Source organism: Bartonella sp. MR100HLJHH, from assembly GCF_042194215.1.
In the GTDB taxonomy this organism is placed as follows: Bacteria; Pseudomonadota; Alphaproteobacteria; order Rhizobiales; family Rhizobiaceae; genus Bartonella; species Bartonella grahamii.
Genome location: NZ_JBHIMR010000084.1, coordinates 1 through 951, shown reverse-complemented (window position 1 = coordinate 951; position 951 = coordinate 1). Strand labels below are relative to the sequence as shown.

Annotated in this window: 1 pseudogene; it reads left to right on the top strand. The window is 42.5% G+C overall.

Annotation, left to right across the window (positions count from 1 at the left end):
• Positions 1–951: pseudogene (locus tag ACFIJ7_RS09645) on the top strand (hypothetical protein); the annotation flags it as partial.

Genomic DNA, 951 nt, shown 5'->3' with positions numbered 1-951 from the left:
TAGTTTCGGTGGAAGATGGTGTTGCTCTAGGAAGAGATTCTGTAGCTAATAAGGCTGCTGGTGTTTTTGGTTATACTCCTTCGCTAGAGAGTGAAGTTGCAGAAAATGATGTGTTTCAGTGGAAAAGTACGCGGGGCGCAGTGAGTGTTGGTGATTATAGTAAGGGTATAACCAGACAAATTACAGGCGTAGCAGCTGGTTCTGAGGTTGCCGATGCTGTGAATGTTAGGCAGTTGAGAGACTTAGAAGATGTTGTAAGAAAAAACGGTTGGAAACTCTCTGCTGGCGGTGCAAATGCTACAACTGTTCTTATGGATAGTGATGTAGATTTTTCTGCTGGAAGTACAAATCTTCAGATTACAAAAGGTGATAAGGATAATAAGCTAAAATTTGATTTGGCTAAAGATGTTACATTAACGAGCTTAAAGGCAGGCACAAATACCCTAGATGCCACCGGCTTAGTGATTACGGGTGGTCCGCAAATAACGACGGCTGGTATTGGTGCTGGCAGTAAAAAGATAACAGGATTGGCAAAAGGGACTGATGATACTGATGCTGTTAACAAAGGTCAGCTTGATGAAAACGTAACCACTCTTTCTAAAAATATTGAAGACGTGCGTTCTATAGCAGTTTTCTACGATGTAGAAGAAGATACAACAGAAGAGGTCAGTACACTTACCAGAACAGCACCTAAAGCGAAACAAAGCAGTGTGACTTTTGGTGATCCCAAAACAGGCACTGTTGCATTGCATAATGTTGGAATTGGCAAGATTACAGCAGATTCAACGGACGCTGTTAATGGTAGTCAGCTTTATTCGCTTGGCAGCGAGGTTGCTAAGTATTTTGGCGGTGGCGCCAAGTATGATGGTGGCACATGGACCGCTCCTACATTCACGGTTAAATCGGTTAAGGATGATGGTGTTTCTGAAGATAAGGTTTATTCTGATGTAG